Here is a 24,283-nt window from a genome sequence, read left to right on the forward strand (position 1 = left end):
ATTTACCCTCTTAATTTTGTTCTTAATACGAGACTTAGCTGAGCCACAAAAAGCAAGCCGAGTATCGCGAGGAGAGGAATATAAAACAGTGAAATCTTAGGACGGAAAGTCTGTGTTTCATCACTTATTGGCTCTAGCTCATCGAGCATAGCGTAGATCTGTTGTAGGCCTTCCACGTCTTTTGCGCGAAAATATTGCCCACCAGTTTCTTTGGCGATATGTTGCAACGTTTTCTCGTCGATACTACTACCAGCCATAGAGTTAAAACCAAATAAACCAAAACCGCGTCTGCCATCAGAGCCAACGCCAACAGTATAAATCTTTATGCCTTCTTCTCGGGCTAAGATCAGTGCTTCTTCTGGTTGAAGGTTGCCCGCGGTGTTTTGACCATCGGTCAGCAAAATCAAGATTTTGTTACTTTGTTCACGTTCGCCAAAACGTTTTACCGACAAACCAATAGCATCGCCAATCGCTGTGGCGCGTCCAACTAAACCAATTTGTGCCTCACTAAGCATTTGGCTAACCGTCGCTAAATCTCGGGTGAGTGGCGTTTGCAAAAACGCGGTGTCACCAAAAAGAATAAGTCCTAGACGATCTCCTTGGCGCGCTTCGATAAAGTCGCTAACAACGGCTTTGACGACAGACAATCTGTCCACTAAGCGACCTTGGTATTCCATATCTTGCTCTGTCATTGAAGCCGATAAGTCAACGGCAAGCATAATATCGCGTCCCTCGTTTGGCACAACGATTGGGTCGTCAAGCCAAGTCGGGTTTGCCGCTGCGGTTACCAGTAGTAGCCAGACGAGTGTTTCCACTAGGCTTACTTTTGCGCGCTTATTGAGTTGATTTGTGCTCGCGAGTTGTAACTTTGCGGCACTTGGCATACGAATATTAATGTTGGTCTGCGCGATACTCGGTTTAAACTTCGCAATTAGCCAAGGCAGAGGTAACAATAAAAAGGCAAGGGGCCAACTAAACTCAAACATCGAGACGCTCCTTCACTTTGAAGGTATTAATCGCACGACATAGTTTATCGCTGAGTGCGGGGTCTTGAGTCGGAGCATATAACGAGTCGAGCTCTTGCTGAGTGAGTTCAACACGTGTGAGTCTTGCTTGCAGCGTTAACCATGCTTGGCCCGATCTACTCGCAGCGGTATCACCGTAATAATGTTTTACTAAACGTTTGAGTATGGTGTGTAATGCTTGGGCATTATCCTGCGAATGACTCAGTTTTACGGCTTCCTTTTTTGCCTTTAAAAATTGCTGGCGACGATATAATAGCCAACACGTAGCCCCAAATATTGTGAGTAGAACACAAATGGCTCCCCACATTGGATAAGAAAGTGGCCACCAGCTCACGCTTTGAGGGATGACCACATCATTAAGCTGGTCGAGTGGATTGACTTGCATTTAACCCCTCATGATTTGTAATTCGATTGGTAATGACGCGTCGTACTTTTGTAACGACATACCAGAACGCTTAAGTAGCGCTAATCTTCGATTGAAAAAGTCAGACGCATTTTGCGAGAATTTGTCTCTAAATTGCTTGTCCATCAAGGGCAATGTCCAGTTTTGTTCTCCAGCTGAGACCTCAATCGCTTGACTATATTCAGGCAGATGATGCTCAAAAGGATCGCTTACCATACAACCAATGACTTCGTTATGGCGAGTGGCTCGCTCTAGCAATTTAAAGCTTTCATCATTCAACTCCGTAAAGTCCGAAATGAGATAAATCAGGCTGCCAGGTTTGGCTAGATGCACAAGTCGTTTTAAATTCTCATTGAAACGATCCCCCGAGGGGTGAGTCTCTTTTTGAATTAATGCTTGTTCGTGTAGGGCACAGAACTGATGAGCTAGCGCAAGCACTCCACGGTCGCGAGCAATCGGCTTTAGCTCGTGGTGATTGCTGTCATTAAATACCACCCCACCAACACGGTCGCCGCGTTGGCATGCAGCCCAAGACACTAAAATGCCTAAGTGCGCAGCAAGTACTGACTTAAGTAACAGCTTTGAACCAAATAGCATGCTTGAGGAAAAGTCACAAAATACAAAAACGGGTCGCTCTTTCTCTTCTTGAAAGAGTTTCGTGTGTGCTTCACCGGTACGTGCGGTAACTCGCCAGTCAATTGCACGAATATCATCACCATATTGGTATTGTCTGACTTCAGCGAACTCCATACCTCGACCTTTATGCGGTGCAAGGTATTGACCTGATTGAGCACTTTTCACTTTTCCTCTCGGTTTGAGCGAAAGTAAATGCGCTTTGGACTTATAAAAAAGTAGCTCTTTCAGGCTGAGTTCGACACCATTACTGTGGCTTTCATTAAACCAGCTGGCCGAGTTAAACTGCTTGATGTCGTTCATAGTATTATGGAACAGCAACCAATTCTAAAATCTTACTGATCACCTGATCTTTGGTGATCCCATCGGCCTGTGCTTCATAACTCAGCACGATACGGTGGCGTAGCACGTTATGCACCACAGCTTGAATATCTTCTGGTGTGACAAAATCTCTGCCTTGTAGCCAAGCATGAGCACGAGAACATTTATCAAGCGCAATTGTAGCTCGAGGGCTCGCACCATAATCAATCCAGCTTGCAAGCGTTGCATCAAAGCGTTGTGGCTGTCTGGTCGCAATAATTAATTGTACAAGATATTGCTCCAGAGGCTCAGCAAGGTGCATGCTTAGTACGGTTTTACGGGCCTCAAATAGGGTTGCTTGACTGATCGGTGTGAAGGTCGCTTGGTACTCCTCCAACGCCTCGCCACGAGTGAGGCGCAAAATATCGACCTCGGTTTCTGCATCCGGATAATCGATATTCAGATGGAGTAAAAAGCGGTCAAGCTGTGCTTCAGGTAGCGGGTATGTACCTTCTTGTTCAAGCGGGTTTTGCGTTGCCATTACCATAAACAGCTCAGGTAACGGATACGTTGTTTTGCCAACGGTTATTTGGCGCTCGGCCATTGCTTCTAGTAGCGCTGATTGCACTTTGGCTGGCGCTCGGTTGATTTCGTCAGCCAAAATCAAATGATGAAAAAGCGGGCCTTTCTCAAATACAAATTCATTGGTTTGTTGGCGATAGATATCTGTACCAGTTACATCAGAAGGCAATAAGTCAGGGGTAAATTGGACGCGTTGGAAGCTCCCTTCAATGCCTTTAGCTAGCGCATTTACTGCGCGGGTCTTAGCTAGACCTGGGGGGCCTTCAACCAATAAATGACCATCTGCTAAAAGCGCGATAAGCAAGGATTCGGTCAGTGCACTTTGTCCTAAAATTTGGGTGTCTAAATATTCTTTTAGTTGAGAAAACTCGTTTACTGCCATGAGACTGCCTTTTAAGCCGACAAAAATAAAAATAGTTATATGGACGCTGAATGAATAATCAAGTTGATTAGACCCATAATTTTAGAAAAGTTCATAAATTTTAAATAACAATTTCAAATACTTTGAGATTGCTTGAAAAAGCATCTAAAGTTGGTTTTCACGGTTTAAAAAGCAGCCATTTCGTGCTTTGCTATTGGCAACTTCGATTTGGTTGTTTAGAATCGGAGGAAATTAACAGGTCAGACCTGTCAGCGGGAGAGCAAAATTCATGTCTGAACAAAACATACTAAAAACATCAAAAGGCGACCGAATCGCTATCGTGAGCGGCCTGCGTACGCCATTCGCAAAGCAAGCTACCGCTTTTCACCACGTTCCAGCCCTAGATTTAGGCAAAATCGTCGTCAACGAAATGCTTGAGCGTTTGAACTTCGATCGTAAAGAAATCGACCAACTGGTATTCGGTCAAGTTGTACAAATGCCGGAAGCACCAAACATTGCGCGTGAAATCGTGCTTGGCACTGGCATGCCAGTTTCGGTTGACGCTTACTCTGTATCACGTGCATGCGCAACCAGTTTCCAAGCGATTGCTAACGTTGCAGAGAGTATTATTTCAGGCCAAGTGAGTGTCGGTGTTGCTGGTGGTGCGGATTCTTCATCAGTGTTACCGATTGGCGTGAGCAAAAAGCTTGCCGGTAGCCTTGTTGACTTGAACAAAGCACGTACGCTTAAACAGCGTTTACAGATTTTCTCAAAGCTAAGACTCAAAGACTTACTGCCAGTGCCACCGGCAGTTGCGGAATATTCAACTGGCTTATCAATGGGGCAAACCGCTGAGCAAATGGCTAAGACTCACGGGATCAGCCGTGCAGATCAAGATGCGATGGCGCACCGTTCACATACCTTAGCTGCAAAAGCATGGTCAGAAGGCTTATTAAACAATGAAGTGATGGCTGCCCATGTTGAGCCATACAAAAGCTTTATTGATAAAGATAATAACATCCGTGAAAACTCCTCATTGGAAAGCTACGCTAAGTTAAAGCCTGTATTTGACAGACAGCACGGCTCAGTAACTGCAGCAAATGCAACGCCACTGACCGATGGTGCAGCGGCAGTATTAATGATGAGCGAAAGCAAAGCAAAAGCGCTTGGCTACGATATCTTAGGTTATGTGCGTAGTTTCGCCTTCTCTGCAATCGGCGTACACGAAGATATGTTGATGGGTCCTGCACATTCAACGCCTGTAGCACTTGACCGAGCGGGTATTACCCTTGCTGATCTTGACCTGATAGAAATGCATGAAGCTTTCGCAGCGCAAGCGCTGTCCAATATGAAAATGTTTGGCTCAGACAAATTCGCGCAAGAAAAACTTGGTCGCAGTAAAGCAATTGGCGAAATCGACATGGATAAGTTTAACGTGCTTGGTGGTTCACTTGCATATGGTCACCCATTCGCAGCAACCGGTGCACGCTTGATCACGCAAAGCTTACATGAGCTTAAACGCCGCGGCGGTGGTCTTGCATTGACAACTGCCTGTGCTGCAGGTGGTCTTGGAGCCGCATTCGTATTGGAGAGCGCATAATGTCAGTATTTTCTTATGAATTAAACGACCATAAAGTCGCCATCGTCACCATCGACGTGCCGGGCGAAAAAATGAACACCCTACGTGATACATTTGCTGATGAATTATTAGAGATCATCGCAAAGAGTAAGCAAGACGACGTAACGGGTATGGTTTTTATCAGTGGTAAAGACGATAATTTTATCGCTGGTGCAGACATTAAAATGCTAGACAGCGCGAAAACCCGTGAAGATGCGTTAGCGATTTCGGAAATGTGTCATAAAACCTTTTTTAAATTGGCTGATTTACCATTCCCAACCGTTGCCGCGATCCACGGTGTAGCACTGGGGGGCGGCTTGGAGTTTGCGCTGGCTTGTGATTACCGTGTTTGTACCGAAGACAGCAAGACTAAACTGGGTCTTCCTGAAGTACAGCTTGGTCTATTGCCAGGTGGTGGCGGTACACAGCGTCTACCAAAATTAGTTGGTATTCAAAAAGCACTTGAATGGATGCTAACTGGTAAACAAGTTCGACCTAAGCAAGCGAAAAAAGCGGGCCTAGTTGACGATTCCGTGCCGCACAGTATTTTACTCGACGTAGCGGTGAAGCTTGCGAGAAAAGGTAAGCCTAAGCCTCGCAAACCGAATTTAGACAAAATTAGCCAATTGCTAGAGTCTAACCCGTTCGGACGCAATATCATTTTCAAAAAAGCACAAGAAAATGTTGAGAAGAAAACGGGTGGTCACTATCCAGCGCCGTCCGCTATCATCAAAGCGGTACGTGCATCTGTAGAGCTGGACAAGCTTAAAGGTTATAAAACCGAAGCCGAGGGTTTTGCTGATTTAGTGATGTCTGAAGTATCCCGCTCGCTACGTGGGATTTTCTTTGCGACAACGGAAATGAAAAAGGATTTCCAAGGTGAAGATCTTGCTCCTGTGAAGCGTGTTGCAGTGCTAGGTGGTGGCTTAATGGGCGCAGGTATTACCCATGTTAGTGCGGTTAAAGCAGGCACTCCAGTACGTATTAAAGATGTTGCGCATCAGGGCATTAGCAACGCATTAAATTACAGCTATAAGATCCTAACGCAACGCCAAAAGCGTCGTATTATTTCAAAGGCAGAGATGCAGTCAACTTTGAATATGATCACGGGGACAACAGATTACTCTGGTTTTAAACACACAGACATGGTGATTGAAGCTGTATTTGAAGACTTAGACCTTAAACAGTCGATGGTAGCGGATATTGAACGCGAATGCAGTGAGAGTACAATATTTGCAAGTAATACGTCATCATTACCAATCGGCCAAATCGCGGCAAAAGCAACGCGTCCTGAAAACGTAATTGGTTTGCATTATTTCTCGCCAGTAGAAAAAATGCCGCTGGTGGAGATCATTCCGCACGATACCACCAGTGATGAGGTTATTGCGCGCACTGTGGCGTTTGCTCGCAAGCAGGGGAAAACCCCAATCGTAGTAAAAGACAAAGCTGGTTTTTACGTAAACCGTATTCTGGCTCCTTATGTCAACGAAGCGGCAAATCTTTTGCTTGCCGGTGAGCCGATAGAGAAAATCGATCAAGCCTTGGTTGAGTTTGGTTTCCCTGTTGGTCCTCTTGCGCTTCTTGATGAAGTAGGTGTAGACATTGGCTCTAAGATTGCGCCAATCCTAGAAAAAGAATTAGGTGCTCGCTTTAAGGCGCCGGATGCTTTTGCACGTATGATAGATAGCAAACGTCTTGGTCGCAAATCTGGTCGTGGTTTCTACACCTATGAAGGTAAAAAAGGCAAGCAAGTGGACGAGTCAGTTTATGAGTTACTCGGTGTCACGCCTTCTCCTAAATTGAATAAACAAGAAATTGCGAACCGCTGCGTTGCGCAGATGCTCAATGAGGCTGCTCGCTGTCTTGATGAAGGTATTATTCGTAATGCAAGAGATGGTGATATCGGTGCTATTTTTGGCATTGGTTTCCCACCATTCTTGGGCGGCCCATTTAGTTATATGGACAAAAAAGGCGCCAATAAGGTGTGTTCAGAGCTATCAACATACGCTGCTGACAACCCTGTATTTACACCTGCGGAGCCGCTACTCGCAATGGCCGAAGAAGGCAAAGCTTATTACGAGTAATGATACCAATTTATCTTAATTGAAAATATCCTATCTGTAAGCCGCTGTAATGCGGCTTTTTTCGTTCTCTGGTCTAGACTTAGTAGCTGTAATGGTATGTAACTTTTGTACCATCGACATGGATTCTACAGCACCTAGACGGCCTCTAATTTCTTCTTTTGCTTACTGCACTCTAGGATTTGCTGAATTTGGACAGCAGAGTATATGAATAAACGTATTTTTTTGCAGATCAGTGGCTTAGTTATATTTACTATTTTGGTGAGTGGTGGTCTATTTTATTGGTCCACTTTGTTAAACCACTCCATTTCCTCATTTCATCAGTCATGGCAATCAGAAACTGAAGTTGCAATTAAACGTGCCGAGCTGCTAGCTGAGCTAGAGCGTAGTTTTGGTTATAACGGCTTTATTCATCACTTCAAAAATTATGTACTACGTCAAGACGAGATTTATTACGAACAGGCTTTAGCTGATGTTGAAGCCACCAAAGCGACCATCTTAAAATTGCAAAGTACGGTGCTAAGCAGTCAAGAGACAAAGGCATTAGCCGTTATTCAACACACCTTTGATGAATATACACAAATGCTTGCGCTTGCTAAGTCAAAATTTACATCAGGTAGGTTGAGCTCTGAAGTGGTGGACCGCTTAGTGAGAGTAGATGACACTGACGCAGAAGTTGCATTTAACTATTTGCGTAAGTTGATTGGAGAAAAATTTGAGCTTGCAAAGCAAAATCAATCTGTAAAGCTTGCTCAAACCCAAGAGTTGAGTAACACCGGTGTATTGTTGTTACTACCAATAGTCTTGTTGTTTGCTTGCTTAAACATCTTCACGCTCATTTTTGTGGTTAAACTTATCAACGAGAAACGAAAGTTATTCAATTCTACTCCTGATGCCATTTTATATTGTGACAAAGACGGTAGGCTTAAAGAAGTCAATAAGGCGTGTACTGACTTGTTTGGTTATCAACCTCAAGAACTACTAGGTATGAAGGTTGAAGACCTCATCCCAGAACGGTATACCGGTAAACACGTCGCGGACAGAGAAAAGTTCCAAGGTACCTCTACGATGCGCAGAGTGACGCATGATGGCCTTAAAATTGTAGGGCGACATCAATCAGGTGTGGAGATCCCGGTGGATATCGCGTTATCCACGGTGTCCGTCTCTAAAAATGATGTTTTCATTGCGGTGATCCGAGATTTACGTCAAGAACAAGAATTGAAGAACCGAGCTGAACTGGATTTCTTAACTCAGGTTATGAATCGCAGAAAGATTGAAGCGCTGCTGAAAGAAGAAGTGCAGCGGGCCATACGTTATCATCGAGCGCTATCGCTACTGGTAATCGACGTTGATCATTTTAAACAATTAAATGATACCGCAGGACACCAAGATGGTGATAATGCATTGAAGGAAGTTGGGCAGTTTCTAAGAGAGCAAGCACGCCCAAGCGACCATATTGGACGATGGGGCGGTGATGAATTTGTGATTATCTGCCCTGAAACTCGGCCGGATGCCGCGCTTAATTTTGCACAACGACTGGTGCATGAATTTACCCGTTTCACCAGTTTTGGACTGACATTTAGCATTGGCGTCGCGGGGTACGAGCTTATTGGCGAAAGCTTTAATCACAAACGATGTTTTGAAGAAGCTGATTTAGCCCTCTATGAGTCGAAAAAGTCAGGTCGAGATCGTGCTTCGCTTTATATCGCGCCACGCAGCTCGTTGGACAAAAAGGCATAGTCTAAAACGAGATCTTTTACTTTAGCCGCTAAAAACTTTACAATTTGCGCCCAGTTTAGACTTGTGGCGGATGTTGATGCATAAAATAGAAGACCTCATTGCTGTTTTTAATGGGTTATTCCTGCACACGCTCAACACGGAGCTGGTAGTGGGCGACGACGAGCCCATCTATCTACCTGCAAATGAATCATACCCTCATCACCGCATTATTTTTGCTCATGGCTTTTATGCTAGTGCTTTGCATGAAGTTGCGCACTGGCTTGTTGCGGGTGAAGCGCGTCGTCAACTCGAAGATTACGGCTACTGGTATTGTCCCGATGGACGAGATAAAGCGCAGCAGCTCGAATTTGAAAAAGTGGAAGTGAAACCACAAGCGATTGAGTGGGCGTTAAGCGTCGCAGCTGGTTTTTCATTTAATGTTTCCGTTGATAACCTCAACGGTGAACAAACTTGCCGTTTCAGCTTTCAACAACGGGTGCATCAGCAAGTGCTAGCTTTATTAGAAAGCGGATTTAATACCAGAACAACTCAACTACTCAACGCATTACGCAATTTTTATAATACACCTTGGCCTTTACGCCAGCAGCAATTTAACTGGGATATCCCGACAGAGCTAAGCATGGAGTTTGACGATGCAATTTAAGCTTGGACTTATCATCAATCCTTTAGCTGGACTTGGTGGGAGCGTTGCACTAAAAGGTAGCGATGGCGCAGAAACAGCTCAACAAGCTTTGGCGTTAGGTGCAGAGCCTCGCGCTAATCAGCGAGCAAAAACGGCTTTAACACAACTGCTTTCACATCAAGAAAATATCGAAATATACACTGTTAATGGTGAGATGGGGGAGCGTACGGCAAAAGAGCTGGGTTTTAACACCCAAGTGATTTATCAAACTCAAAGTACGGCAACTCGTCCTGAAGATACCGAGACCGCAGCGCAAATGATGCAACAGCATGGTGTCGATTTGATTTTGTTTGCTGGTGGCGATGGTACTGCCCGCAACATTTGCCACGCGGTGGGTGATTCATGTCCTGTACTTGGGATCCCTGCTGGGTGCAAAATTCATAGCGGCGTATACGCGATAACGCCAAAAGCAGCAGGTAGAGTCGTTGAACTTTTGGTTACCGGAGAGCTTGTCTCCATTGGCGAAGCCGATGTGATGGACATTGATGAAGCAGCATTTCGTGAAGGGACTGTGCGCGCTAAGCGATTTGGTGAAATGCAAGTGCCGACCGAGCTGAGATATGTACAAGCGGTGAAAAACGGTGGTAAAGAAAGCGATGAATTAGTGTTAGCCGATATCGCTGCCTACGTGGTTGCCGAAATGGAAGAAGATGAAACCTACATTATGGGGTCTGGTTCTACCGTTGCAGCAGTGATGGAAGAGATGGGACTTGATAATACACTTCTTGGTGTTGATGTTGTAAGGGACCAAGCGCTGATCGCCCAAGATCAAACTGCGCAGCAATTGTTGTCCCTTGCTGATAACAAAACAAAGCTAGTGATCACATTAATTGGTGGGCAAGGACATATTTTTGGCCGCGGTAATCAGCAGCTAAGTCCTAACCTCATCAAAAAAATCGGCAAAGATAATATTATCCTTATCGCCACAAAATCGAAATTAAAGGCCTTAAATGGTCGTCCTTTAATTGCTGATACCGGTGACGAACAACTTGATGAGTCCTTAGCTGGATTTATTAAAGTGATCACTGGGTTCAATGACCATGTAATGTACGCCATAGGCCATCAAGAATAATTTAGGAATAACTATGTCTTTAGTAGAATATGTAGAGAAAGCGCAGCAGTTTTTTGATGAGCTTGTTGATAGAGCGAGCGATGATGAATTATTTGCTGGTGGCTATTTACGCGGTCACTTTGATTTAGCGGTAGGCTATGCACAAGTAGAGGAAGCAGATCTTTCGATTGATGAGCTAAATGCCAAAGTTGAAAGCAGCTTGGTAAAAGCATACCGAAATGGAGAGCTAAATGACGATGATAAAGCGCACGTGGTTTCTATTTGGGAGCAGGTGCAAAATCTAAAATAACCGCACCTCGCTCGAGTGTAGCAGATGCTAGAAGTCTAATTTGCATCTGCTACTTCGCCTCGCTTGGCTTTACATCAAAAATCGCCAATAGATGAATAACAGTGCAAAGCCCACTAAATAAACCAGCCCCAGTCCCGTCAAAATCTTGGTGTACATTGGTTGACTGCGATAGATCTCACCTTTCACTAATCCTAAATTCATCCAAGCAAAGATAGGAGTAGTGACAAACGCTGAGCTCATGGCAAACATTAGCATGCTCTTTAAGTCGGCTTTAAAAAACAGCACTACGGCCATACCAAGCGTTGCTTGTAGCAATACAATGAGCGTGTAACTCTTTTTCGTTGTGTTCGGTCGTAACAGCTGAAGTGATTCACTAAGCACTCGGGAGTAGCCATCTAACACTGTGATCGTTGTTCCAAACATACACAAAAATGCGACGCCAGCAATTAGCCATCTGGCCCATTCGCCGATTGTATTGGCATACATATCAATGAGCTGCTGTGAGAACGCAACACCAGCGAGTTCCACAGGCTTATCTTGACCGTATTGCATTAGCATACCCAGTAAACAAAACACGACAGCAAGACCCAGCGTAACAAAATATCCCACCTTGAAATCCAGTAGGATCTGGCCACTTGTTAGTGATTGTTTAGCCATCTTCGTCTTTAGCCAAGAGGAATTAATGGCTGAAATCTCGATTGGTGCGGGCATCCAACCCATTAAGGCAACTAAAAAGCCCAGTAACGCGATGTCGTACGGGGATATCGGATCAATGGGGGCTGGATGGGCCGGTCCATTATTAGCCGCAATGGCAAGTGCTATGACAGTGGAAATTGTCAAAATTATCATCACCCATTTGCTTGTTACATCGAGTATTTTGTAGTGTCCAACCAGTAAGATTGCCAAGCAACTAGTCAAAAGTATAAAGCTTAACAATTCAATATTTATTGGAAATGGCAGCGAGTAGCTCAAGAGACTTGCGGTAAGTAATAGCACACCCGCGGTATTTACAATGGCTGCGAAAATATTGAGTAGCACAAAAACCTTAAATCCGAAGCGGTAATGTGCGTGATAACCTTCGACGACACTATGCTTAGAGTGGCTTGTGTACTCGACTGCATATTTAAAAAAGGGATATTTGAGCAAATTAACAGCAACTATTAACCAGATCAATTGACTACCAAATAGTGCTCCAGCCTGAGTTGATGAAACGAGATGTGAACCACCGATAGCAGCAGTTGCCATTAATATTCCAGGCCCAAAGATGGCAAATTTGCCTTTAAGAGATAGCAGCGCTGGCAATGTAAATTCCTTAAGTTTTTTTATTTTAATTTTGCTGCCAGTCTACGAAGTTTTAAGAATTGCCGCAACAGTGTCGTTGAGTCGCATTTCACAGGCGGTGTTGAGTGTGAGATAACTAGTTGCTTACCCCATCCTGCTCTAAGAAGTATTCATCTAGGTCTTCTTTGATGTCCTGATAATCATCTTCATCTAAATTTAAAACCTTCAATACATCCGCTTTCATTAAGTGCCAATCAGGCGCTGCAACAAAACGTTTATTGATATGTACAAAATTTTCCGCCATTTTTAGAGCAGAGAAAGCTAATTTCTGTTCTTCATCTTTACAGTTCCCCAAAAACTCGGGGTCATGATGGCATAAAATCATCTGACAAATACTTTGTGGCAAGTTCCAGGAAGCCGCGAGGAAGTAGCCGATAATAGCGTGATTGGTCTCGTACTTTTCTTCTTCGTGTTCGACTAACAGCTTGTCATAATCTTTGTTAGCGGCAATGAGCGTTTCCATATAATCGGGGTAATTTACTGCCATAGCGGCAATCCCTGCGTCGTGAAATAAGCCTAGTAAGTGCAAGTTTTCGATAGGAACACGCGATTTAAGTTTATTACCAATCACCATGATACTATCCGCGATGTCTGAAGCGTTATCCCAAAACCGCTCCAAACTGATACAACATTTACGTTGGTCAAAGGTTTGTTTGAGCAAAAAGCCGGTCACCAGCTTACTAATAGAGTCTAGACCTAGAAAGACGACAGCCTGTTTTACATCAGTGACCGTTCTTGCCAAGCCGTATAGGGGCGAGTTGATGATTTTTAGCACCGCGGCTGAGGTGCTGACATCATGAGCGATAATAGAAGCGATGTCGTTCAGATCTGGATCTGCTGTAGCAAGTGCTGCTTGCAATTCGCTTATCAGCGCAGGTTTAGGTGGTAAATTGAAACCATGTTTGACGTCAGCTAACACTTTGTCGTCTAGATCTATCATCTAAAAATCCTTAATTTCAGACATATAAAAAGCATAGCGTAAATTCTTTATTGAACACTGACTTGAGACAAAAAAATACCAAGTCGGCTACTAATTCGGCAAAGTGTCTCGTCAATAGGCACGTTTTCTTGCTTAACATGTAAATATTAAGTTATGGTTAAGCAATTTTTTTCTTAGGGCAATGGTATGCACGAAACACAACAAGCGAACTCGCAAAACTCTGCGATCACCCGTTTTTTAAACGGGATTGAGCGGGTGGGGAATAAACTCCCTGATCCTGCAATCATTTTCTTATCAGCAATGTTGCTGATTTGGCTGCTATCTTGGTTATTTTCAGGCGTAGAATTTAGCGCTATTGATCCAAGAACCAATCAGGCGATTGTCGTTCACAATTTATTAGACCCAAATGCGCTTGCCGGATTTATGGCAACGATGGTAAAAACCTTCACGGGATTTGCGCCATTAGGCGTAGTGCTAGTTGCTATGCTAGGTGTGGGGGTTGCTGAACATTCTGGCTATATTAATACTGGCCTTAAAATCATGCTTAAACGCACGCCTCAAGCACTACTAACTCCTTCTATTATTCTTATCGCAATTGTAAGCCACACAGCGACAGACGCTGGATACGTGTTAGTTATTCCGCTTGCTGGTGTTATTTTCTATGCGATGGGAAGACATCCTCTTGCGGGTATTGCTGCGGCATTTGCTGGTGTAAGCGGCGGATTTAGCGCGAACTTTATTCCTTCAGGTATCGATCCGTTGCTACAAAGCTTTACCCAAAGTGCAGCGCAGATCATCGATCCAGAAATCGCGATTAACCCGCTAAATAACTGGTTTTTCACTTCAGCATCGAGTTTATTCATTATTTTATTAGGTTGGTATATCACCGATAAAATCATAGAGCCAAGACTAAAAGCGACAGAAATTGACGGCGATACTGATAGTTTGCCTTCGTTTGATGAGATCACAAGCAAAGAAAAGAAGGGCTTTGTGGTGGCGTCTATGGTGATGTTAGCAGGTATCGCGTTATTGGTTTATGCATCAAGCGGTGAAGATTCAGCACTACGCAGTCCGTCGGGTGCTTTAACTGATTTTAGTGCACCGTTAATGCAATCAATTGTGCCACTTATTTTCCTACTGTTTTGGATCCCAGGTGCGGTATACGGTTTCGTTGTTGGTACGTTCAAAACTTCAAAAGACATGATTGATGCCATGACTAAAGCCATGAATAGCATGTCTTACTATATTGTTATGGCGTTTTTCTGTGCACTTTTTATCAGTGCCTTCAGCCATTCAAATTTGGGCGCACTGCTTGCTATTGAAGGGGCCCAAATATTAAAGGCATTGGCGCTTCCAAGCTATGTTACCGTGGTTGGTATTATCTTCCTCACCGCATTTGTAAACCTATTTGTAGGGTCAAGCTCTGCGAAGTGGGCGTTGTTGGGGCCGATTTTTGTTCCGATGTTAATGCAATTGGGTATTTCACCAGATTTAACACAAGCGGCTTATCGTGTTGGTGATTCCGGCTCAAATATAATCACGCCGCTTATGCCTTACTTCCCGTTGGTTGTGGTTTACTGCCAGAAATACGTTAAGTCGACCGGGATAGGTACTTTGATAGCGATGATGTTGCCTTACTCAATTGCCTTTTTGATTGGTTGGAGCATCTTCTTATTGATCTATTGGATGCTTGGTATTCCGCTAGGTCTACAAGCAAGTTATACATACCCTGCTGGTATGTAATTTTAGGTTAAGTAAAAAAAGCGCTGTTCAGTAAAGTGACAGCGCTTTTTATATACTGCTATTTGTTCTGCGCCTTACGCGGCCTTATACCAATTGAATTAATTCTCCAATCAATTTGAAGAGTGAAATATCATATTAGCTTCGTTAAAAATTTCTCATTTAGAACAACTAAATAGCAAAATTTTTGCCTTGCTACTAAAGCTATTTCCCCGCTTCAAAATAGCTCATTTACTTAATACAATTGGTATTATTGATACCCAGCCAAGAAAATGAGCGATGTAAAAATGCCCCAGCGCCTGTTGTAATGCATTCACCATGGGCAATAACAATATATTGGGGTTGCCATGCGGCCATTTTTGAAAAACAGGCTCGGGCTTGCTGCTTCCCAAACATAAACGAAGTTCGCCAGTCTATGGGGGTTTTACCGTTAGGGCTAATAATCCCGGTGATTTTCGCTAATACTTTTTTAAAACCGGAGAAGTGATTAGGGTGAAAGTTTTCGATAAGATCCGTCAAAATTAATGTGTCACTCTCTTTGTGGAAGAATACGACTTCTTCCATAACCGCGCTGCCTTTAAAAATGAGTTGATCAATATCTTCTTGCCACTCGGGTTCTGCAATGTTGCCCAGTTGGCGCTGAAAAGTAAGATCAGGACGTTTTTTGTCGACACCTGGAGAAGCAAACATAATTGCATATGGGAACTTCTCCTGCCAATCTCCCATAAATAGGTGGTGTAGTTTATTTGGAGAAATTAGATATTTGACTTGCCCAAGTTGCGTCAATTCACGGAGTAATCCTGCCGTTAATTTTCCAGGAGAGTGCACCCATAATGCGCCAGAGGAAAGCTTTACTATAGTGCTTCGGGTAGTGTACGGCATGCCAAAGAATGGTACCGCGGGGCCGTTGTGGATCCAAATGTTTTTACCAATTGCAATTAATTCGCTCATCTGATTTCCTTACTCTTGCTAGCGTGGATAACTATATCAGGGAAGCTTTTTGTTTGAAATATAGCCTTATGCAAGTTGGTATGAAATTTATTTAAATCCTCGTATTAGCATACCTTATCATTAATCTTGGGCGCGTTGTTCAGTCCCATATCTCGCCATAAAAAGCGCAACGCTTTGCTCTACAATAAAGTCCATTTCCTCCATATTTGTGAGATCAAATCCATAAAGCCGTGGGTAAAAGATAAAAGACTTGAGTTGATATAAGAACTGTTGTGCTGCGAATGCCTGATGTTCGATATACAGTGCATTATTCGCAACTGCATCTGCTAAAAACGTTTCTAAATAACGCATACAACCTACTTTACTGTTATTGAAATGCGCAGCCAATGTAGGATTTTGCAACAACTCGATAAATGCCACGCGAGCCACTTTGATAAATGATTCAGAGGTGAGCAGATTGACTTCTCGTAAAGCGATTTCTTGAAGTTGTTTTGCAATCGAGACATCGGGTCGATATTGATAAATATCACCTTGGTCAACTTGAAGCATCATGTGTTCAAGTACGTTATAGAGTAGTAGCTCTTTGGTCTCAAAGTGATTATAGATCGTTCGTTTAGACACTTCAGCGTGCTTTGCGATGAGATCCATACTGGTATTTTGAGCACCGTGCTGAGCAAATAATTGCTGGGCAGCTTCTAGAATTTGCAGTCGCTTTCTTTCTGATTGTTTCATTTTATCTATTACAGGCAAGGGAATATCAACAAATGGATACTCCACATTCTAGCAAAACTAAAATAAATTACACTGCTTAGTTTACTTTCTATTCTCGATGTGTAAACTACACTGTGTAGTTTACTTTTGGTGGTTATATGAAAAAGCGAACATGGTTTGGATTGATTGTGGTCTTGTTGATAGGAGTAGGAGGAATTATGGCTTCTAATTTAAATGCTGCGGTAAATCAAGGTGGGTATTCATCAACCCAATATAGTGATGGTAAATTTCATAATACTCATGAAACGAATAAAACGAGCCTAGGTAAGACGCTGGAAATTTTTTGGCGCTTTTTTACCGAACAAAAAGTCAATGCGGTGCCGAAGGTTGATATGCCAATAAAAGAGCTCACAGAGGCGAATTTAAAGGCACTTTCAGATACGCAAACTCACGTTATTAAACTGGGACACTCATCAGTACTCATTAAAGCGCAAGGGCAGTATCTTCTGATTGATCCCGTTTTTGCTGAACGAGCATCGCCATTTTCATTTATTGGTCCAAAGCGTTTTCATCAACCACCGATTACAATTGAATCATTGCCTCAAATTGATAAGATGCTGATTTCACATAACCATTACGACCACCTAGACAAGGAAAGCGTAAAGCGATTAGCAGACAGAGTGGGGGCATTTTATGTACCTTTGGGTGTAGAGGGGGATTTGCAAAAGTGGGGAGTTCCCGCTGAAAAAATAAAGCAGTTTGACTGGTGGCAGTTTGAAGAAACCGCTGAGTTAACACTCACCTTTACACCTACTCAACATTTTTCTGGACGTGGACTTGGAGATGCAAATAAAACCCTTTGGGGAGCGTGGGCTATTCGCACAGCAGACAAAAATATCTTTTTTAGTGGAGACTCTGGTTATTTTGCTGGATTTAAGGAAATAGGTGAAAGACTTGGCCCGTTTGATCTAACCTTAGTAGAGACTGGTGCCTATGATAAAGATTGGTCTGATATTCACATGACGCCAGAGCAAAGCGTACAGGCTCATATAGATTTGCGAGGAACGCATATGATCCCCATTCATAATGGTACCTTTGACTTGGCCTTTCACTCTTGGTTTGATCCGCTCGCAAGAGTGAAAATCGCAGCTGAGCAAAATCAAGTAGCACTGGTAACACCTGTTGTGGGTGAAGTTTTGACGCTATCAGAAACGCTATCAAGTAGCAGCTGGTGGGAAGCGTTGATGCCCTAATATCCGTATTTTAGTAATTGAATAAGGGCTAACGCATGAGGCTGAAACCCTTATTCAGCATTCTTGTGTTAAGCAATCAACAGCCTTAATGAGAAGGCCATAAGCAACATAGCAAGTGCCTTTTCAACCAAGTTCATCTTGTTCAAGAACCAAGCGCGAGAAGATGGAGCTGAGAATAATAAGCTGACACAGATAAACCATAAAGCGTTAACACTGCACATCCAAGCGCCGTAAAAAAGTTGAATATGTAACGGAGTTCCTTGGCTGACGACATTGGTTACCACGGCTAAGAAAAACAGGGTTGCTTTTGGGTTGGTTGCATTAGTTAAAAAACCAAGACTAAAGGCTTTTTTGAGCGACTGTGAGCTTACATCAGCTTGGGCATTTTCTGTATCCAGTTGAATCGTTCCTGCACTTTTGAGCAGATGAATAGCGATGTAGATAAGATACGTAGCGCCGATTAATTTAGCTACTTGTAAAACCCAAGGTGAGGCCTGCATCAGTGCGCCGACACCAAGTAAGGTATATAAGATATGAACACTAAGTCCAGCGCCAATCCCCAAGGCTGTCATTGCGCCATGTAGTCTGCCGTATTTTAAGCTCTGTCTGACTGTAATAACAAAGTCGGGGCCCGGCAAGATCACTGCAACAAAATGAATGATGGCTAATGACAAAAACTCTGGCCAATACTGCACCATAATAAGCTCCCAATATAATATTGAATAATTGAGAACATTGTATTTTCAATCTCCTGAGAAGATAATAATCTAAAAATAGAAATAACTTTTGCGTAGAGCGCACAAATGGGAGAGCTATGGCGACCAGTAAACATATTGAGCTACTGCAAGAAATGTCGATTTTTGTCTCTGTTGTCAACACTGGAAGTTTTTCTGAAAGCGCTCGGCAATTAGGTGTCTCGCCGTCATCAGTGAGTCGTGCCATAAAACAACTTGAGCAGCAATTGGGGGTGTGTTTACTTCAGCGTACCACCCGCAGCTTAAGATTGAGCGAAACAGGACGAGCTGTGTATGAGCGCTGTACTCAGTTGGAACAAGCCGCCAAAGACGTCATCTCGCTTTGTGAAAGCCATCATCAAACGGCACAAGGAACAGTTAAAATTGCAGCGCCAAAAGCGGTCGCACATACACTAATTCATCCAAGTGTAATGGCGTTTCTAGGCGAATTTCCAAACATTGATGTTCATTTGGTGTTGGATGACAACGCACTGGACCTGATCCGAGATGAAATAGACATTCTATTTAAAATTACTAACGAACCACCGCAGGGTTTAATAGGCAGAAGCGTAATGACGATAGAACATATAGTAGCGGCATCACCAAAATATCTTGCAACACACTCAATTCCTACTCACCCTAAAGAACTAATACAACACAGCTGCATTGCTTTGGGGGAAACGGATGCCGATGCTAAGTGGCGATTCAGAAAAGGCACACAAAAACACACAACCCCAGTTAACGGGCGCTATAAGGCAAATCACACTAGAGTAAGGTTAGATGCTGCGCTGCAAGGGCTTGGGATCACAAGCTTACCTATGTTTGTAGCTAAAGATGCGTTAGCGTCAGGGGGGTTGATACAGGTATTACCTGAATGGCAATTTGAAACGAATTATTCTGGCGAGCTGTGGATGCTATACCCAGCTACTCGCCATATTCCTGCAAAAGTAAGTGTTTTTGCTGACTTTATTGTACAGAGACTCACCAGGGGTTGTTGAGTTTTACTGTATATTAAAACCCGCTCGTAATAATTACAGTGAAAAGCGATAACTTAATGTTGCACTCGCTTGATATTGGCTCATTACCTCACTGTCGAAGTGCCAGCTACAAGTATTTTTGGTGTCTGGGTCGACATCACAACTGACTTTAGAGTTGTTGTTAAGGATAGTTGCAATCCATCGTGCTTCAGCACCGAGATGAAAACCTGCACCAAGGTTGTATTCAAAACCCGTGTATAACCCTGATGCAAAAAAAGTGTCAGAGTCGATAAAGTTTGGATCCATGAAGGTAGCACCAATTTGTAAACCTAGATAAACATCTAAATCATCATTGATAGGGCGTAGTACTGCAGTTTGAAATAGTAGGTATTCCATTTCCACTTTATTTAGAGGGTATGCGGTAAGCTGAGTCTCGGTTTTACTGTAGTAGAAACCATAACGGCCTTCAGGCACATATTTGTCTACGCTCACTCCAAAATGCGAATCGTCTTCTAATTCGTATGTTTGGTGGCGAGAAGTTTCGATATCACTGCTATAAGTTTTGCCACCATATATAGAGATACCAAAGTCTCCGAAATCTGTAGCACTGACGTTGCAAGATGCTGCCAAAGCTAAAATAGTTGTTACTGTAACTAATTTCATATAGTTCATTTCCTTGAGTTGGAGGAGTTTTTTAGATTTGGGCGCTAGTATATCAATGATGAAAGAAAATAATAACGAGGTTGGGTGATTTACTTGCATTTCTTTGGTTAGGTTTTTATTATTAACCTGATTTTTGATTTGGAAAAGTACCTTGCGAGTATTCTTACGTTTACTTATCACATTGCTCGTGGTGGCTACACTCAGTGGTCAAAACGCGGCTGCCTCCATGGCAGCATGTGAAATGCATGGTACTGCAAGTCATAAAACATCTCATCAAATGCTTCAAAGTGACGTGCAATTGGCTGATCCTCATCACCATGAAATGATGGTTGAAATGGATTGCTGTGACCCTCAGATCACAGCACAATGCAGCGATTGTACTTGCCCTACACATATGTGCTCTACAAATCTTGCAGCGTTTTCGCCAAGAGAGTGGATAGCGCCTATTGTACTGAAAAACGATAAATTAAGTTTCACAACTGGTCAGCTTAGCGACCACCCTCGCTCTCTTTATAAACCCCCAATACTTGCCTAACCTCAGGGCAGATCTGCCTTAATTTCAAAGTTTTGTACGATTAATCGTCTTTTTTGGCGTAATTTTCAACGATTTTATTGATACCAGTTGCAGTAATTCAGTTGGTATTACATGCGAGGTTAGCATGAAAAAGTTTTATTTAGTGATGACGCTATGGCTTATGAGCGCCATGGCATATAGTAAATCTAATATAGAATTGGAAGTCTTTAAGTCCCCAACCTGCGGCTGTTGTGAACTGTGGTTAAACCATTTAACTGCACAAGGTATCGCGCACAAAGCCACCGATTTAAATTATCTTGGCTCACTTAAGAGTAAGTTTGGTATTAAGCAAAATTATCAATCTTGCCACACTGGGGTTTCTAAAAGTGGCTTTATTTTTGAAGGGCATGTTCCTGCCAAGTTTATTAAACTGTTTTTGCAAAACGAAACGTTAACTCAAGACATACAAAACATCGGCTTGAGTGTGCCTGCGATGCCACTTGGCTCGCCCGGTATGGAAGTTGGCGAGCGTTTTATGCCTTATCAAGTATTGCTACTCAAAAAAGATGGGAGCTATGAGATTTTTGCTAAAATCGACAGCTATGAGGAGCAATTCTAATGACAATCAAAGTTTCCCTGTTTATTGCAACTCTGATACTGCCACAGATAGCACAGGCCAATATTGCAACGTTAGAGCAAGCGATAGATGCAGCCATCAGCAACGATCCTTGGCTTCAATCTAGCCAATACAAGCGATCTGCGATGCAGTCGATGAGCCGAGAAGCACTAAGCTATCCTGATCCTCAGGTGTCCATAGGCATGATGAACCTGCCTGTTGATAGTTGGGAGTTTAATCAAGAGGGGATGACCCAGCTTAAAGTTGGTGTGATGCAGATGTTGCCGCGAGGAGATAGCCTCGAAATTAAGAGCCAACAATTGGCACTTGACGCTAAAAAGCAACCGATTTTACAAGCGGATAGAAAAGCGCAAGTGCGCCGCGATGTTTCTCAGGTGTGGCTTGATATTGTACAAGCCAAAAAGACGTTAGAATTGATTGAACGCGATAGTGTGTTGTTTGACCAAATGGTAGAAATTGCCAATGCTAGCTACTCCAATGCGCTTGGTGCTACACGCCAGCAAGATGTGATCCGTGCTCAGCTTGAGGTGATGCAATTAGATGACAAGCGTTCTGCGGCTTATCAGCAGCTTAACACTGCTAAGGCAAAGCTTTCGCAATGGCTGTTAAATGATGCATTCACTAATTCAAATGCGCTGAGTATCCTTGACCAAAACGAAGTGACACTGCCGTTGATCCGCTCAATTGCGCCAAAATTGATGCAGCAACGCCCAGTTGATAGCCAAGCTGTAGTACAACATTTGACTCATCACCCGTTGGTTGTTGCAGCCGACGTTGATACATTCCGTGCTAATCAAGGGGTAAAGTTAGCTGAGCAGGCATATAAACCACAGTTTTCAGTCAATGCGAGTTACGCGTATCGGGATGATGCACCAGATCAGATGTCTCGCACCGACTTTTTTAGCGTTGGTGTGTCATTCGACGTTCCGTTATTCACAGATGGAAAACAAGATCAGCAAAAAGCGGCAGCGACTGCACAAGTTGAGGCGAGTAAAACCGACCGGTTGCTGGTGCTAAAGCAGCTGTTTTCAAACTTAAATGGAGAAATTCAAACTATCCAACGATTGCAAGAGAGGCAATCGCTATACGCAAAATCAATTGTGGCACAAAGCGCTGAACAGGCCGAAGCTGCGTTGACTGCTTATACCAATGATGATGGCGACTTTTCCGAGGTAGTGAGGGCGCGTATCGCGAAACTGAATGCGCAGTTATCAGCACTTTCCATTGATATTGCACTGTTAAAAGCGGTGGTACGCAGTAACTACTATTTGGCTCAAATTGAAGAGGGTGCAAGCCATGAATAACAACTTAAAAATGACGCTGGTTGCCGTCACGACATTAACGGCAGGCGTGCTAGTTGGGATAAATCTCTCTTCAAGTAACGAGTCTGCGGTAGCGCAAAACGCTGAGAAAGCGCCACTTTATTGGGTTGCACCTATGGATCCGAACTATCGTCGTGATAAGCCAGGTAAGTCTCCGATGGGAATGGATCTCGTACCTGTGTACGAAGAAGAGTCTGCGAATGCAAAATTTGGTGAGGGGGTTGTGGAGATAGCGCCTCACGTTGAAAACAACTTGGGCGTTCGTACTGCGGTGGCCATGCGTCAAGCGATGTCTCACCAAATCCGTACGGTTGGGTATGTTCAGTACAACGAAGATAGCTTAGTTCACATTCATCCTCGAGTTGAGGGCTGGGTTGAAAAGCTCTACGTGAAAGCAGCAGGAGATCCGGTGAAGCAAGGTGAACCACTGTATACCTTGTACTCGCCGCAACTGGTTAATGCGCAAGAAGAATACCTTATTGCTAGAAAGCGTAATAATCAGGCGCTGATAAACGCAGCGCATGAAAGGCTCAAGGCATTGCACCTGAGTGATGACTTTATCAATACGCTTAAAAAAACGGGTGAAGTGCATCAAAGCATTACCTTTTATGCGCGTCAATCTGGGGTGTTGGATGGACTCCAGATCCGAGAAGGGTTTTACGTAAAACCAGGCACAACGCTCATGAGTATCGCCAAACTTGACGAAATTTGGGTCGAAGCTGATGTATTTGAACGTGATGCTATGTTGGTCGCTCAGGGGCAAGCGGTTTCCATGAGGTTAGACTTTTTACCCGGCAGAACGTGGCGAGGGCAAGTCGATTACGTCTACCCCTCACTCAATGAAAAAACACGGACACTTAGAGTAAGGCTCAGGTTTGACAACAGTGATGCGCTATTAAAGCCAAATATGTTTGCGCAAGTGAACATTCATGCCGATTCTCGTGACGATGTATTGCAAGTGCCGAGTGAAGCTGTGATCCGCACTGCCAAACAAAATCGTGTTGTCGTTGAAGTTGCACCCGGTAGCTTTAAATCGGTTGCCGTTGAACTGGGTCAAATTGGTGATGAAAACATTGAAATCCTCAAAGGCCTTAACGAAGGAGATAAGATTGTTACGTCAGCCCAATTCCTGATTGATTCTCAATCGAGCATTACTTCTGATTTTATGCGTATGGCGCCAGTTGCTGAGACTAAGTCAGTTTGGATTGAAGGAGAAATTCAAAGCGTGAACTACCAAAGTCGAGTAGTGAATATCGATCATCAATCCGTACCCGAGTGGGAATGGCCTGAAATGGTGATGGATTTTACCGTGGCTGAAAGTGTCGATGTTGACGAATTAAACGCTGGACAGATTTTGCATTTTGAAGCCACGAAACAGGATGACGGTAGCGTATTACTGACAGGCATTCACATTATGTCCGAAGGAAGTACGACCAAAAATACCTTACCAACAGCAACCGTGGGTGGCGTGATAAACACCATCACCCCTGACACCCGAGTGCTTAATATTTCTCGCGATGCCATTGAAAAATGGGACCGTCCCGCAACAACGATGGACTTTGTTGCAGCTGAGCACATTGATTTAAGCCAGCTTATGACAGGAATGAAGGTGACTTTCACCTTTGAAGTGGGTGACGAATTTGTGGTGACTGATATCAAACCTGCAGGCGAGATGTCGATGAATATGCACTCTGGCCACTAAGGAGCATTTACA

At 43.6% G+C, this 24,283-nt stretch carries 23 protein-coding genes; 13 read left to right on the forward strand and 10 right to left on the reverse strand.

The genetic code is table 11. The features are described 5' to 3' along the window. Positions 1 to 2 precede the first annotated feature (2 nt). Genes PNC201_RS18125 through PNC201_RS18140 form a run of 4 tightly spaced genes read right to left on the reverse strand, consistent with a single transcriptional unit; the run spans position 3 to position 3,325 of the window. A complete protein-coding gene (locus PNC201_RS18125) occupies positions 3 to 986 on the reverse strand; it encodes a vWA domain-containing protein (protein ID WP_102057908.1) in 984 nt (327 codons plus the stop codon). Continuing rightward, on the reverse strand, positions 979 to 1,410 hold the full coding sequence (locus PNC201_RS18130) for a DUF4381 domain-containing protein (protein WP_102057909.1): 432 nt from the start codon (positions 1,408 to 1,410) through the stop codon (positions 979 to 981). Before PNC201_RS18130 ends, PNC201_RS18125 begins: the two co-directional genes overlap by 8 nt. Continuing rightward, a complete protein-coding gene (locus PNC201_RS18135; RefSeq protein ID WP_010605221.1) occupies positions 1,411 to 2,364 on the reverse strand; it encodes a DUF58 domain-containing protein in 954 nt (317 codons plus the stop codon). A gap of 4 nt (positions 2,365 to 2,368) precedes the next feature. Next, positions 2,369 to 3,325, reverse strand: a complete 957-nt coding sequence (locus tag PNC201_RS18140; RefSeq protein ID WP_010377722.1) for an AAA family ATPase — start codon at positions 3,323 to 3,325, stop codon at positions 2,369 to 2,371. Positions 3,326 to 3,593: 268 nt separating this feature from the next. Between PNC201_RS18140 and fadI the strand changes: the two genes are divergently transcribed. The 6 genes from fadI to PNC201_RS18170 all read left to right on the forward strand — a co-directional run bounded on the left by fadI (position 3,594) and on the right by PNC201_RS18170 (position 10,786). Beyond that, complete coding sequence (gene fadI, locus PNC201_RS18145) at positions 3,594 to 4,904, forward strand: acetyl-CoA C-acyltransferase FadI (RefSeq protein ID WP_010605222.1); 1,311 nt, start codon at positions 3,594 to 3,596, stop codon at positions 4,902 to 4,904. Beyond that, entirely contained in the window at positions 4,904 to 7,006 is a 2,103-nt protein-coding gene (gene fadJ, locus PNC201_RS18150; RefSeq protein WP_102057910.1) for a fatty acid oxidation complex subunit alpha FadJ, read from the forward strand. Before fadI ends, fadJ begins: the two co-directional genes overlap by 1 nt. Before the next feature lie 204 nt (positions 7,007 to 7,210). After that, positions 7,211 to 8,743 carry a sensor domain-containing diguanylate cyclase gene (locus PNC201_RS18155; protein ID WP_102057911.1) on the forward strand — a complete coding sequence of 511 codons (1,533 nt, stop codon included), beginning with the start codon at positions 7,211 to 7,213 and terminating at the stop codon, positions 8,741 to 8,743. Between the two features lie 76 nt (positions 8,744 to 8,819). Continuing rightward, positions 8,820 to 9,386 (forward strand): elongation factor P hydroxylase, encoded by a 567-nt coding sequence (locus PNC201_RS18160; protein ID WP_102057912.1) that lies wholly within the window; start codon positions 8,820 to 8,822, stop codon positions 9,384 to 9,386. After that, the gene (locus PNC201_RS18165) at positions 9,376 to 10,497 is read left to right on the forward strand and encodes an ATP-NAD kinase family protein (protein ID WP_102057913.1); all 1,122 of its coding nucleotides are present in this window, start codon (positions 9,376 to 9,378) and stop codon (positions 10,495 to 10,497) included. The genes PNC201_RS18160 and PNC201_RS18165 overlap by 11 nt, the downstream gene beginning before the upstream one ends. A gap of 13 nt (positions 10,498 to 10,510) precedes the next feature. Then, on the forward strand, positions 10,511 to 10,786 hold the full coding sequence (locus PNC201_RS18170) for a YfcL family protein (protein WP_010377735.1): 276 nt from the start codon (positions 10,511 to 10,513) through the stop codon (positions 10,784 to 10,786). A gap of 69 nt (positions 10,787 to 10,855) precedes the next feature. Here the strand turns inward: PNC201_RS18170 and PNC201_RS18175 are convergent, their stop codons facing one another. Together PNC201_RS18175 and PNC201_RS18180 are read right to left on the reverse strand one after the other, a co-directional pair. Then, positions 10,856 to 12,088, reverse strand: a complete 1,233-nt coding sequence (locus tag PNC201_RS18175) for an NRAMP family divalent metal transporter (protein WP_102057914.1) — start codon at positions 12,086 to 12,088, stop codon at positions 10,856 to 10,858. A gap of 115 nt (positions 12,089 to 12,203) precedes the next feature. After that, entirely contained in the window at positions 12,204 to 13,067 is an 864-nt protein-coding gene (locus PNC201_RS18180; RefSeq protein ID WP_010605228.1) for an HDOD domain-containing protein, read from the reverse strand. A gap of 186 nt (positions 13,068 to 13,253) precedes the next feature. Here PNC201_RS18180 and PNC201_RS18185 point away from each other — a divergent pair, with 186 nt between their 5' ends. After that, the gene (locus PNC201_RS18185; protein ID WP_010605229.1) at positions 13,254 to 14,810 is read left to right on the forward strand and encodes an AbgT family transporter; all 1,557 of its coding nucleotides are present in this window, start codon (positions 13,254 to 13,256) and stop codon (positions 14,808 to 14,810) included. A gap of 228 nt (positions 14,811 to 15,038) precedes the next feature. On the opposite strand, the gene PNC201_RS18190 is transcribed toward PNC201_RS18185, so the two are convergent. Both PNC201_RS18190 and PNC201_RS18195 read right to left on the reverse strand, forming a co-directional pair. Further along, positions 15,039 to 15,758 (reverse strand): DUF4336 domain-containing protein, encoded by a 720-nt coding sequence (locus tag PNC201_RS18190; protein ID WP_102057915.1) that lies wholly within the window; start codon positions 15,756 to 15,758, stop codon positions 15,039 to 15,041. Between the two features lie 120 nt (positions 15,759 to 15,878). Further along, positions 15,879 to 16,490 carry a TetR/AcrR family transcriptional regulator gene (locus PNC201_RS18195; protein ID WP_102058609.1) on the reverse strand — a complete coding sequence of 204 codons (612 nt, stop codon included), beginning with the start codon at positions 16,488 to 16,490 and terminating at the stop codon, positions 15,879 to 15,881. A gap of 197 nt (positions 16,491 to 16,687) precedes the next feature. Between PNC201_RS18195 and PNC201_RS18200 the strand changes: the two genes are divergently transcribed. Further along, the gene (locus tag PNC201_RS18200; protein WP_102057916.1) at positions 16,688 to 17,722 is read left to right on the forward strand and encodes an MBL fold metallo-hydrolase; all 1,035 of its coding nucleotides are present in this window, start codon (positions 16,688 to 16,690) and stop codon (positions 17,720 to 17,722) included. A 68-nt stretch (positions 17,723 to 17,790) separates the two neighbouring features. Here the strand turns inward: PNC201_RS18200 and PNC201_RS18205 are convergent, their stop codons facing one another. Beyond that, positions 17,791 to 18,420 (reverse strand): LysE family translocator, encoded by a 630-nt coding sequence (locus PNC201_RS18205; RefSeq protein ID WP_102057917.1) that lies wholly within the window; start codon positions 18,418 to 18,420, stop codon positions 17,791 to 17,793. Positions 18,421 to 18,536: 116 nt separating this feature from the next. Between PNC201_RS18205 and PNC201_RS18210 the strand changes: the two genes are divergently transcribed. Then, positions 18,537 to 19,454: a LysR family transcriptional regulator gene (locus tag PNC201_RS18210; protein WP_102057918.1), complete on the forward strand. Its 918-nt coding sequence runs from the start codon at positions 18,537 to 18,539 to the stop codon at positions 19,452 to 19,454. Between the two features lie 33 nt (positions 19,455 to 19,487). Here the strand turns inward: PNC201_RS18210 and PNC201_RS18215 are convergent, their stop codons facing one another. Further along, positions 19,488 to 20,096 carry an outer membrane beta-barrel protein gene (locus tag PNC201_RS18215; protein WP_102057919.1) on the reverse strand — a complete coding sequence of 203 codons (609 nt, stop codon included), beginning with the start codon at positions 20,094 to 20,096 and terminating at the stop codon, positions 19,488 to 19,490. A 151-nt stretch (positions 20,097 to 20,247) separates the two neighbouring features. Between PNC201_RS18215 and PNC201_RS18220 the strand changes: the two genes are divergently transcribed. The 4 genes from PNC201_RS18220 (at position 20,248) to PNC201_RS18235 (ending at position 24,271) form a co-directional block, all read left to right on the forward strand. Beyond that, complete coding sequence (locus PNC201_RS18220) at positions 20,248 to 20,631, forward strand: hypothetical protein (RefSeq protein WP_233525278.1); 384 nt, start codon at positions 20,248 to 20,250, stop codon at positions 20,629 to 20,631. 124 nt (positions 20,632 to 20,755) lie between these two features. After that, positions 20,756 to 21,229, forward strand: a complete 474-nt coding sequence (locus tag PNC201_RS18225) for a DUF411 domain-containing protein (RefSeq protein WP_102057921.1) — start codon at positions 20,756 to 20,758, stop codon at positions 21,227 to 21,229. After that, positions 21,229 to 22,551 (forward strand): TolC family protein, encoded by a 1,323-nt coding sequence (locus PNC201_RS18230; RefSeq protein WP_102057922.1) that lies wholly within the window; start codon positions 21,229 to 21,231, stop codon positions 22,549 to 22,551. Before PNC201_RS18225 ends, PNC201_RS18230 begins: the two co-directional genes overlap by 1 nt. Beyond that, positions 22,544 to 24,271, forward strand: coding sequence for an efflux RND transporter periplasmic adaptor subunit (locus tag PNC201_RS18235; protein WP_102057923.1), 1,728 nt, complete (start codon positions 22,544 to 22,546; stop codon positions 24,269 to 24,271). The genes PNC201_RS18230 and PNC201_RS18235 overlap by 8 nt, the downstream gene beginning before the upstream one ends. Positions 24,272 to 24,283 lie beyond the last annotated feature (12 nt).

Origin of the sequence: Pseudoalteromonas sp. NC201, assembly GCF_002850255.1 — a bacterium.
Lineage (GTDB): Bacteria > Pseudomonadota > Gammaproteobacteria > Enterobacterales > Alteromonadaceae > Pseudoalteromonas.

Bases quoted from the DNA above. Each gene is read 5' to 3' on its own strand.
- PNC201_RS18125 (WP_102057908.1), bottom strand. From the start codon at position 986: ATGTTTGAGTTTAGTTGGCCCCTTGCCTTTTTATTGTTACCTCTGCCT.
- PNC201_RS18130 (WP_102057909.1), bottom strand. From the start codon at position 1,410: ATGCAAGTCAATCCACTCGACCAGCTTAATGATGTGGTCATCCCTCAA.
- PNC201_RS18135 (WP_010605221.1), bottom strand. From the start codon at position 2,364: ATGAACGACATCAAGCAGTTTAACTCGGCCAGCTGGTTTAATGAAAGC.
- PNC201_RS18140 (WP_010377722.1), bottom strand. From the start codon at position 3,325: ATGGCAGTAAACGAGTTTTCTCAACTAAAAGAATATTTAGACACCCAA.
- fadI (WP_010605222.1), top strand. From the start codon at position 3,594: ATGTCTGAACAAAACATACTAAAAACATCAAAAGGCGACCGAATCGCT.
- fadJ (WP_102057910.1), top strand. From the start codon at position 4,904: ATGTCAGTATTTTCTTATGAATTAAACGACCATAAAGTCGCCATCGTC.
- PNC201_RS18155 (WP_102057911.1), top strand. From the start codon at position 7,211: ATGAATAAACGTATTTTTTTGCAGATCAGTGGCTTAGTTATATTTACT.
- PNC201_RS18160 (WP_102057912.1), top strand. From the start codon at position 8,820: ATGCATAAAATAGAAGACCTCATTGCTGTTTTTAATGGGTTATTCCTG.
- PNC201_RS18165 (WP_102057913.1), top strand. From the start codon at position 9,376: ATGCAATTTAAGCTTGGACTTATCATCAATCCTTTAGCTGGACTTGGT.
- PNC201_RS18170 (WP_010377735.1), top strand. From the start codon at position 10,511: ATGTCTTTAGTAGAATATGTAGAGAAAGCGCAGCAGTTTTTTGATGAG.
- PNC201_RS18180 (WP_010605228.1), bottom strand. From the start codon at position 13,067: ATGATAGATCTAGACGACAAAGTGTTAGCTGACGTCAAACATGGTTTC.
- PNC201_RS18185 (WP_010605229.1), top strand. From the start codon at position 13,254: ATGCACGAAACACAACAAGCGAACTCGCAAAACTCTGCGATCACCCGT.
- PNC201_RS18190 (WP_102057915.1), bottom strand. From the start codon at position 15,758: ATGAGCGAATTAATTGCAATTGGTAAAAACATTTGGATCCACAACGGC.
- PNC201_RS18195 (WP_102058609.1), bottom strand. From the start codon at position 16,490: ATGAAACAATCAGAAAGAAAGCGACTGCAAATTCTAGAAGCTGCCCAG.
- PNC201_RS18200 (WP_102057916.1), top strand. From the start codon at position 16,688: ATGGCTTCTAATTTAAATGCTGCGGTAAATCAAGGTGGGTATTCATCA.
- PNC201_RS18205 (WP_102057917.1), bottom strand. From the start codon at position 18,420: ATGGTGCAGTATTGGCCAGAGTTTTTGTCATTAGCCATCATTCATTTT.
- PNC201_RS18210 (WP_102057918.1), top strand. From the start codon at position 18,537: ATGGCGACCAGTAAACATATTGAGCTACTGCAAGAAATGTCGATTTTT.
- PNC201_RS18215 (WP_102057919.1), bottom strand. From the start codon at position 20,096: ATGAAATTAGTTACAGTAACAACTATTTTAGCTTTGGCAGCATCTTGC.
- PNC201_RS18225 (WP_102057921.1), top strand. From the start codon at position 20,756: ATGAAAAAGTTTTATTTAGTGATGACGCTATGGCTTATGAGCGCCATG.
- PNC201_RS18230 (WP_102057922.1), top strand. From the start codon at position 21,229: ATGACAATCAAAGTTTCCCTGTTTATTGCAACTCTGATACTGCCACAG.
- PNC201_RS18235 (WP_102057923.1), top strand. From the start codon at position 22,544: ATGAATAACAACTTAAAAATGACGCTGGTTGCCGTCACGACATTAACG.